Annotated in this window: 8 protein-coding genes and 1 pseudogene; 5 read left to right on the top strand and 4 right to left on the bottom strand. The window is 58.5% G+C overall.

Features of this window, described 5'->3' with window-relative positions; all coding sequences use genetic code 11:
* Positions 1-95 precede the first annotated feature (95 nt).
* A complete protein-coding gene (msrB, locus tag ACESMK_RS16095; protein WP_373000980.1) occupies positions 96-521 on the top strand; it encodes a peptide-methionine (R)-S-oxide reductase MsrB in 426 nt (141 codons plus the stop codon).
* 35 nt (positions 522-556) lie between these two features.
* Here the strand turns inward: msrB and ACESMK_RS16090 are convergent, their stop codons facing one another.
* Together ACESMK_RS16090 and ACESMK_RS16085 are read right to left on the bottom strand one after the other, a co-directional pair.
* On the bottom strand, positions 557-877 hold the full coding sequence (locus ACESMK_RS16090) for a c-type cytochrome (protein WP_373000978.1): 321 nt from the start codon (positions 875-877) through the stop codon (positions 557-559).
* 58 nt (positions 878-935) lie between these two features.
* Positions 936-2,162, bottom strand: a complete 1,227-nt coding sequence (locus tag ACESMK_RS16085) for a sulfite oxidase (protein ID WP_373000976.1) — start codon at positions 2,160-2,162, stop codon at positions 936-938.
* A 210-nt stretch (positions 2,163-2,372) separates the two neighbouring features.
* On the opposite strand from ACESMK_RS16085, the gene ACESMK_RS16080 reads away from it, so the two are divergent.
* Positions 2,373-3,137, top strand: coding sequence for a lysophospholipid acyltransferase family protein (locus ACESMK_RS16080; RefSeq protein ID WP_373000974.1), 765 nt, complete (start codon positions 2,373-2,375; stop codon positions 3,135-3,137).
* Positions 3,138-3,163: 26 nt separating this feature from the next.
* Here ACESMK_RS16080 and ACESMK_RS16075 read toward each other — a convergent pair whose 3' ends face one another.
* Complete coding sequence (locus ACESMK_RS16075) at positions 3,164-4,147, bottom strand: calcium/sodium antiporter (protein WP_373000972.1); 984 nt, start codon at positions 4,145-4,147, stop codon at positions 3,164-3,166.
* A gap of 9 nt (positions 4,148-4,156) precedes the next feature.
* The gene (gene nhaD / locus ACESMK_RS16070) at positions 4,157-5,407 is read right to left on the bottom strand and encodes a sodium:proton antiporter NhaD (RefSeq protein ID WP_373000970.1); all 1,251 of its coding nucleotides are present in this window, start codon (positions 5,405-5,407) and stop codon (positions 4,157-4,159) included.
* A gap of 325 nt (positions 5,408-5,732) precedes the next feature.
* On the opposite strand from nhaD, the gene mqo reads away from it, so the two are divergent.
* From mqo to ACESMK_RS16055, 3 genes and pseudogenes are all read left to right on the top strand, one after another.
* Positions 5,733-7,214, top strand: a complete 1,482-nt coding sequence (mqo, locus tag ACESMK_RS16065; protein WP_373000968.1) for a malate dehydrogenase (quinone) — start codon at positions 5,733-5,735, stop codon at positions 7,212-7,214.
* Between the two features lie 155 nt (positions 7,215-7,369).
* A complete protein-coding gene (locus ACESMK_RS16060; protein WP_064229966.1) occupies positions 7,370-8,602 on the top strand; it encodes an acetyl-CoA carboxylase biotin carboxylase subunit family protein in 1,233 nt (410 codons plus the stop codon).
* A 55-nt stretch (positions 8,603-8,657) separates the two neighbouring features.
* Positions 8,658-9,385: pseudogene (locus ACESMK_RS16055) on the top strand (hypothetical protein); the annotation flags it as partial.

The raw sequence follows: 9,385 nt of genomic DNA, 5'->3' as shown, positions 1-9,385 counted from the left end.
CCGAAAATGGAGAAGCTCGCGGACAGTTATGGTGACCGCCTGAAGCCGGAATACACAGATAACGACACAGGCAGCATCGCCTGAGGAGGCAGACCATGGGAGTTTCCGCTGCAGGATACGACCTGACACCACTGACCGAAGCACAGGTTGACGAAAAAGCTGCCGACCTGACATCGGAAGAGCGGCGTGTTTTGCTTGATCATGGCACAGAGCATCCGTTCTGCGGAACCCTGCTGGATAACAAGAAGGCCGGCGTGTATCACTGCCGGCTGTGTGACCTGCCGCTGTTCAGCTCAGATTCGAAGTTTGATTCGGGAACCGGCTGGCCAAGCTTTTTTCAGCCTTTCGATCCCGAGCATATCCGGTATATCGAGGACACCAGCCTTGGCATGACCCGCACCGAAATACGCTGCCCCCGTTGCGACAGCCATCTGGGCCACGTTTTTCCGGACGGCCCGCCACCAACCGGGCAGCGTTATTGCCTTAATTCCGTTGCCATGGTGTTCCAGGAAAACGCCTGACGCCCGGAACAGGGGGCTTTGCCCCCCCTTCGGTTCTATTTCTCCCCGCCCGTAACGCTGGCCACATAGAGGGCCACGGCACGGATCTGTTCCGGGGACAGTGACTCATTGAATGCCGGCATTATGCCCACGCCACTGGTGACGGCGTTGGCCACCTGTTCCAGTGACGGTTTCAGTTCGTCGAGGTCGGGCCCAATGGCGCCGGAGGAGCCGGCGTCTGCCAGTGCATGACAAACCGTGCAGGAGGGCTGTGCCTGCTGGGTGAACACCTCTTTCCCTTTTTCGATGTCGTCGGCGTGGACCGGTGCCGAAAGGCCGATCAGGGATACTGCACACAGTACTGCAATTCTTCTCATGTAATTATGTTCCGGAGAGGTCGGGGCCGCCGGGTTCCCTGGTCGGCCCCGCTCGTTATCAACTGACGGCGACCGTAACTCCATGGTCGCTCCAGCCATTGTGGCCGTAGCCGCGTTCATTCTCAGTCCGGCCCTCGGGCTGGGTGTTGCCCCGGACATCGGTCGCCCGGCTGACAATCCGGTGCTCGCCGGCCGGCATGTCTGCCGCCAGCACAAAGGGCCGCCAGGCATAGGGGCCAAGATCCGGCCCCAAGAACCGCGCCTGCTTCCAGGTTTTGCCACCATCTGTGGAAACGTCCACTTTCTCCAGCGCTACTGTACCCCCGAAGGCCACGCCGTAGATCATGTTCCGACCGGCACGACCGCTTTCCAGGGGGGCGGTCACCCATGACTTCACGTTCATTTCCCACATGGAGGGTTGGTCTGGTGAACCTTTGACGCCAACGTCGCGAACCCGATAGCCGGAGGCCTGAATCTTGGCGTCTGTCTGGTTTTCGGTGAACGCGAGATTCTTGACGTACTTGACGTTATTCACACCATAATAGCCGGGGATGATCATGCGCAGCGGCCCGCCGTGGGTGTGGGTGAGCGGCTCATCGTTCATTTCCCAGGCAAGTAACGCAGTGTCCAGTGCTCTGGTGGGAACCGAACGCTCAACGATGATGGTCTTGGGGTCGATACCATCGGGCAAGGATTCGCCACCGGTGGCGGTGATATATCTGGCGCTCTCAACCGGGCCGCCAAGGGCTTCCACCACGTCTGCAAGGGGGACGCCCGTCCACATGACGCAGCCGGCCGCTCCAACCGACCACTGGGTGCCACCCGCACCGTGAGGGAAAAATGCCCGACCGTTACCGGAACACTGCAGCACGGAGGCAACGGTCGTTACACCCATGGCTTTCAGTTCGCCGACCGTGAGCGTGCGAGGGTTGCTGACACCCTCGATCCGAAGTTCCCAGGCGTCCGGGTTGTCCGTGACCGAGGCTGGTGGTGCGGGCAGGTTGTTTCGCACAAACAGTCGGTCACTGGCGGTGATTACACCATTGCCGATGGCGCCCCGTTGGGTTTCCATGGTGTTGGTGCTATGCACGATCAGGGCGTTGCGCTCTTTCCAGGCGGCGTAATCCGGGAGGGATTTCGGTTCATCGGCCCTGGCAAGCGGCGTGAAACCTAGCACGCTCACTGCCGCCATGGCGCCGGCGCTTCCGAGCAGAAGGGTTCTGCGGGTGGGGTTCTCAAGGCCCGGGTCGTTCGGGCCGCGCTGTATGGCTGTTTCCTGTTTCATGGTCCGTCTCCTTATTGGGGTTGTCGTCGGACGGTGGGACCTGCATCGGGATTTTGTCAGGTTATATCCTTATTACTTATAGGTCATGGTTAATAATTGAGCAATACTTTTGTGCGTTATCCAGCAGGCATTTCAGTCGCTATAATTCGCCGCGGCTGAAAAAACCAATCAGGCCAGGAACTAACGGAAAATAAGGGAAGGGTGCCTGCGATGATCAAACTGAACATGAGCCCACTGACGGAGTCGGCGACGCTGCTCCGGCGGGCTGGCGTTGTCCTGGGCAGCGTCGGACTGACAGCACTTTTCTCCCTCTTGGTTTTGCTGAGGGCTTTGTTCGGCCGGTTGAACCGATCCATCGTTGATCAATACTGCCGTGAATGGTCGGCGTCGTTGCTGCGACTGGTCCGGGCCAGCCTGACAGTGCGCGGGCAGGTGCCGGATTTCGGCGATGGCCGGCGTTACATCATCATGTGCACCCATGCCAGCCACTATGATATTCCGGTCACTTTTGTATCGTTGCCGGGCTCCATTCGTATGCTGGCAAAAAAGGAGCTGTTTCGCATTCCGCTGCTGGGACAGGCCATGAGGGCGGCCGAGTTTCCTTCAGTGGATCGTTCCAACCGGCAACGTGCGGTCAGAGACCTGGAAAAGGCCCGGGCGATGATGGAAAGCGGAATCGTGCTCTGGGCGGCACCGGAGGGCACCCGCTCCCCGGACGGCAAGTTGCTGCCATTCAAGAAGGGCTGTTTTCATTTGGCGCTGGATACCGAGGCGGTCATTGTACCGGTAGCCGTCAGGGGGATTCACCGGGTGTTGCCGGCGCGGACCTGGCAGATCAACCTGGGGCAGCCAGTGGATGTCCGGGTGGGCGAGCCGCTGGAAACCGCCGGCAAGTCCAAAGCCGACCTGGATGAGGTGATGACCGAGGTGCGCTCAAGGCTGACCGAGCTGTTGGGAGACGGCGAAGCCGGTTAGCACCGGCCTCGCACCGATACGACAGGTCAGGCGGTGCCGGCGGCCACCACTGTGGACAACAGATAGCCGGTATAGGCCACGTAGACCAGGACCAGGATGGCGCCATCTACCCGGCTCACCAACTTGCGCCACCCGGTAAGGCCGTAGCCCATCAGGAACAGGCCGACCGTTAAGGCCAGCATCAGGGTCCAGTCCCGATAGAGCACTTCCGGATCCACCGCCAGGGGCTCGATTACGGCCGCAAGGCCCACCACGGCCAGGGTGTTGAAGATGCCCGATCCCAGAATATTACCCAGAATCAGATCATGCTCGTTCTTTTTTACAGCGGCGAGGGCCGATGCAAGCTCCGGCAGTGAGGTGCCAATAGCGACGATGGTAAGGCCGATCACCAGATCGCTGACGCCCAGGCTCTGGGCGATGGTGACGGCGCCCCACACCAGCAGGCGGGAACTGACAATGAGCAGGACCAGACCAATGACCAGCCATATAATGGCGGTTTTCAGGGGCATGGGGTGAGCGATGATCTCGGCGTCAGCATCACCGGTCAGCGGGTCCGCCTTGCCTCTGAGGCCCTGGTAGATCGACCAACCCATCACAGCGGCGAAAACCGCCAGCAATACCCAGCCATCCGTTCGGGAGAGCTGGCCGTCAATCAGCTGGGCACCCGCAATCAACGTCAGAACGATCAGCAGCGGCAGTTCTCTGCGAATAACCTGGGAATGCACCGCAATGGGCGCGATCACGGCCGTCAGGCCGACAATAAGCGCAATGTTGGTGATGTTCGAGCCGTAGCCGTTACCAAGGGCCAGGCCAGGATTGCCATCGGATGCCGCCATGGCAGAGACCGCAAGCTCGGGGGCCGAGGTTCCGAAGCCAATGATCACCATGCCGATCAAGAGCGTCGGCATGCCCAGGTGTTTGGCGGTCGCTGCGGCGCCCTCCACAAATTTGTCGGCGCTCCAGACCAGCAGCACCAGGCCGGCGATGATTGCGCCAAATGCCATCAGCATAGAAAAACCTCAGTGAATGAAACGTCCGAGCATGAAAACTCCGGCATACCCCAGGGTGTAGGCTGCCAGAAGGTGTGCAAGATACCGCATGTAGGCGGCAAAGGTCAGCCCCGGGATCTTGCTCATCGCGACTATACCGGCGGCTGAACCGATCACCAGGAGCGATCCACCCACGCCTACGGCGTAGGTCAGCCCCATCCATTCGCCTGGACTCATGTCGATACCGGACTTCAGCAGTGCTGCCGTCAATGGCACGTTATCGATAACGGCCGAGAAGATTCCCATCAGGTAGTTGGCATAGAGCGGCGGAAGGACATCGTAAACGGCCACCAGCGAATTCAGTGCGTGAATCTCTTTGAGCATGCCCACCAGCAGCAGTATGCCCAGAAAGAACAGCAGGGTTTCGAACTCGATAATACGGATGTATTCGAGAATCGGGTCCAGATCGGTGTCGTCGCTCATGAAACGGGACACCAGGAACATGATGGACAGGCCGAACAGGAAAGTCAGAACCGGTGGGATTCCGAACAGGGCATTGCCGGCGATGGCGCACAGGATTGTTAACAAAAACAGGCCGCTGATGACCGCGTCCACCCGTCGCACCGGGGTGGTGTTGGAATGAAGTGTGACGGTTCCTGTCAGTCCCCGTGAAAGGAAGACGGCGAGGATAAAAACCGTGATCGAAGCGGGGATCGCGAGGGTCAGCAAAGTCAGTATTTCCACCTTGTCCGCCAGGAAAATCATCAGCGTGGTGACGTCTCCGGTGATCAGGGAAACACCCCCGGAATTGACCGCAAACACCACCAGGGTGACGAACTGGATGCGCTTTTTCAGCTCCAGATTCAGGGACAGAATCAGTGAACATGAGACTAAAGTGGCGGTGATATTGTCTGCCAAAGAGGAGAAAATGAAACAAAAAAGACCGGTCAGGAACAGTAGTCGCCGCTCGCTCACCTGTTCCGGCATGATCAGGTAAATCACGTTTTCGATCATACCCTTTTTGTTCAGGTAGGCGACAAATGTCATGGCTGCGACCAGAAACAGCCATAAACCCGCGATTTCGGCAATGCTCTCGGACAGGCCGGCAGAGATGGCAGACGTTTCGCCAGCGTTATCACTGAACAGGAAAAGCAGCATCCAGCTCATGGTGCCAAAGAACAGCGTTACCTTGGCCTTGTTGATGTGGATGACCTCTTCAAATATGACGCCCAGCAGCGCCAGAACCGCGAGAATAATCAGAAACGCATCAAGGGCAGACATTGGGGAAATCCCGTCCTGGTTTGTCAGAATAGAGGCCGGAACCGGCCAAACAGATCATGCGGCCGGATTTTAGACCTTTGACCCGTAGCAAACCACTGTTCGTAGGTGGATAAACAGGCTTTGAACACTGGCGATAGCCGGACAAAGGCGCAACGATTGACAATCGCAATTTATTATCCCGGCGAAAATCGGGATAATTGCGCGCACATTCAGACCGGAAGCAGACGGCGGCGCCGCCTACCTCGCGCCTGACCGGCTTCCGACAGGCCTCCTTGCTGATCGTGAGGGGGGCGAAAAAGCTCAACACTAGCTAGGGTGAAAACCAATGGCCGTTAGACAGGCAGACGTAGTGCTGGTCGGCGGTGGCGTCATGAGCGCCACTCTCGGCATGATGCTCAGGCAGCTTGATCCGTCCCTGGACATCGTCATGGTGGAGCGTCTTGACCACGTTGCCCATGAGAGCACAGACGGGTGGAACAACGCAGGCACCGGGCATGCCGGTTACTGTGAGCTCAACTACACGCCCGAAACCGATGATGGCGATGTGACCATCGACCGGGCCCTACAGATCAATGCCCAGTTTGAGGTTTCCCTGCAGCTCTGGTCTTACCTGGTGGAGCAGGGCATTCTGCCAGAACCCTCCAGCTTCATTAACCGCACACCGCACCAGAGTTTTGTCTGGGGCGAGAAAGATGTGGCCTTCCTCAAGCGTCGCTATGAGCGCCTGAGCGCCCACCATCTGTTCCGTGAAATGGAATACACCGAGTCCCCGAAGGATCTTGAGGAATGGATGCCCCTGATCGTCAATAACCGGGATCCGATGCAGCGCGTGGCTGCTACCCGGATCAAACATGGTTCGGATGTGGATTTCGGGTCCCTCACCCGCAGCATGGTGAAGTGGCTGGAAACCCAGCCCAATTTCGAGCTGATGCTCAGCTGCCCGGTGCACTACATCGACCAGCGGGACAACGGCCGCTGGAAAGTCCGTGTAAAAAACCAGAAGACCGGAGAGCTCACCAAGCTGGAAGCCGGCTTCGTGTTCCTTGGCGCTGGCGGTGGTGCGCTGCCGCTGCTGCAAAAATCCGGTATCGAGGAAGCCCGGGGCTACGGCGGTTTCCCGGTTAGCGGCCAGTGGCTGGTATGTGGCAAGCCGGACATCGTCGAGCAGCACAATTCCAAAGTCTACGGCAAAGCGCCGATCGGGGCGCCGCCCATGTCGGTACCCCATCTCGACACCCGTATCATCAACGGCGAGCCGGCCCTGCTCTTTGGTCCGTTTGCCGGTTTCACCACCCGCTTCCTCAAGCAGGGCTCCATCTTTGATCTGATTGGTTCGGTGAAGCCCACCAATCTGAAGCCGATGCTCTCGGTGAGCAAGAGCAACATGGACCTGACCCGGTACCTGATCGGTGAGGTGTTCCAGTCCCACAGCGACCGGGTGGCGTCGCTGCGCAACTTCTTCCCGGACGCCATGGAAGAAGATTGGCAGCTGCGGATGGCCGGCCAGCGGGTGCAGATCATCAAGCAGGTCGATGGTGGTGGCGGCAAACTGGAGTTTGGTACCGAAATCGTGGCGGCCAAGGACGGAACCCTCGCCGCGTTGCTTGGTGCGTCCCCTGGCGCATCCACGGCAGCCAACGCCATGATCAACGTCATCGAGCGTTGTTTTCCGGAGAAAATCAGAACGCCCCAATGGCAGGAGCGTATGAAAGAGCTGGTGCCCTCCTACGGCCACTCCCTGGTGAACGACGAAGCACTTCTGAACAAAGTGCGTGAACGGACCCTGTTGACCCTGAAATTGGGCTGATATTCCCAAACGTTCTAAGAAACCGAAAGGCACTGCGACTGCTGGATTCTACGCCGGTGGTTGCGGTGCTTTTTTCGTTTCTGAGGAGGGTGGAATTTGCGATTTCACAGCTTCCGCGTAGGGTTATAAGGCAACCCTTATGAAAGGAGAGACCTGTGAGTGAGCAAAAGTACAATCCTGAGAAAGGGTATATCGCGCTATTGGGCTGGAGCCTGAATGCGGTTGAAGCGGCCGACAAGTTTGATCGTCGGTATGTTGTTGTGGCACCGGACTGGGCCGAGGCCTACTGCGAAGAGCATGATATCCCCTACGTGCCCTGGAATTTTGAGCGCCTGAATGACCGCTCTGTCGAGATTTCCCAGACCCTCAAGGAGATGGGCGTTGATGTTGCCATCCCGTTGTTTGAGGAGACGGTGGAGTGGGCGGGTGCCATCAACTCGGTTTTGATGGATAAGCCGCGCCTGTTTGGTCAGGCCATGCTGCTGCGTGATAAGGCCCTGATGAAACGCCGCGCCCAGCTTGGCGGTATCCGCGTGGGTATTTTTGAGGAAGCCCACGACAAGGGCGACGTTATCCGGTTCCTCAAGCGGGTGAACCAGACCCTGCTCAAGCTCGACGGCGACCCCAACGACCCGATTCACCTCAAGGCCTTTGACAAGGCCGGGTGCCTGGGTCACCGGGTTATTCGTACTCCCGACGAGGTCGATACTATTCCGGAAGAAGAATTTCCGGTCCTGATGGAATCGCACCTGGATGGCTGGGAGTTTGCGGTTGAAGCCTGGATTCACAACGGCAAGATCGCCTTCCTCAACATCTCCGAGTACGTCACCCTGGGCTATTCCGTGTTTGTACCCGCAACACCGGACCTCGAGAAGTACAGGGACCAGATCCGGGGCGAAATCGAGAAGCTGATCAAGACCTTTGATATCGAGTTCGGGTTTATTCACCCGGAGTACTTCGTGACCAGCGACCGGACCATGTACTTTGGCGAGGTAGCCTATCGTCCGCCCGGCTTCAAGGTGTTCGAGCTGCTTGAGCGTGCCTACGGCTTCAACGCCTACCAGGGTATGATTCTTGCCTTTGACCCGAAAACCACGGAAGAGGAAATCAAGGCCTTCTTCCCGAAGGAAGTGGTGGATGCGAAAGGTTATGCCGGTTGCTTCGGCGTCTATCCGCGCCGCCGGGTTGTCAGCAAGCTGGAAATTCCGGAAGAGACCGAGAACCACGAGTATTTCGAGTCTCACGAGCTGACGCCACCGCTGGAAGAAACGGTCACCAAGCGGACCGCTTTCGGTACCCACTGGGGCCTGGTGTATTTCTTCGGTGAAGATCCGTACGTCATGCGGGACCTCCTGAAACATCAGGAAGACCTCGATTTCTATGTATAATCAGGAGAAGCATTAACAACAAACGGGTTTGGTGCCAGGCCCTGAGGATTATCGTTTGAACGATCGCCAACCGGGCAGCGCAGCGCCAGCTGTGAATTTCGACAAGCTGGTTCAACGGCTGGATGACGCTATCCAGGCCATGGAAGAGAGCCGGTCCTTTGCCAGGGCCGGCAAGCTCCCACGTGTGCTGGATATTGCCCGCCGGGTCCTGCTGCAGCCTGGTGGCTGCCAGGTCATCGAAGAGCGCGCTGAGCGTCTCGAGCTGGCGGGCGTTTTCGCCGGAACCGACTGGGCCGAACCCGGTATCCTTCTCCCCACGCTGACAACCCATTCGCTGCAGAGCCAGAATGCCGACACCGTCGTCATCGAGGCCTTCAGCGAACTGAGGCTGCTTGCCGTGGCCCGGGGCAACTACCTGCACCCCACAGTATCGGCTGAACAGGCACACCACTACCTGACCCAGGTCCTGGCTATCAATCTGGGCCTGCTGTTTGGAATGACCGGCGAGGCCGAACGGGAGCAGGGCAAGCTTGCCTTGATCAGTCAGGCCGTTGTCCAGTACGTGGCCGATCACATCGGCTACGAGCATGTGATCGACAGCCTGATCGAGGAAATCTGGCGCATCCTGGAACAGCGCCCGATTCAGGTAACGGACGTGCGCAGAATGATCACACAGATTGCTCTGTGCCGGGCGGACCCCCACGCTGATCTTGGCGGCGCGGGCCGGGGTGCGGACCGTCTGATCTCAAGCCTTTATGGCCCGACCCGGGCCTGCAGTGAAGA

Source organism: Marinobacter sp. (genome assembly GCF_041687235.1).
GTDB lineage: Bacteria > Pseudomonadota > Gammaproteobacteria > Pseudomonadales > Oleiphilaceae > Marinobacter.
The sequence above is the reverse complement of the archived record's forward strand: the minus strand, read 5'-3'. Positions and strand labels throughout refer to the sequence as shown.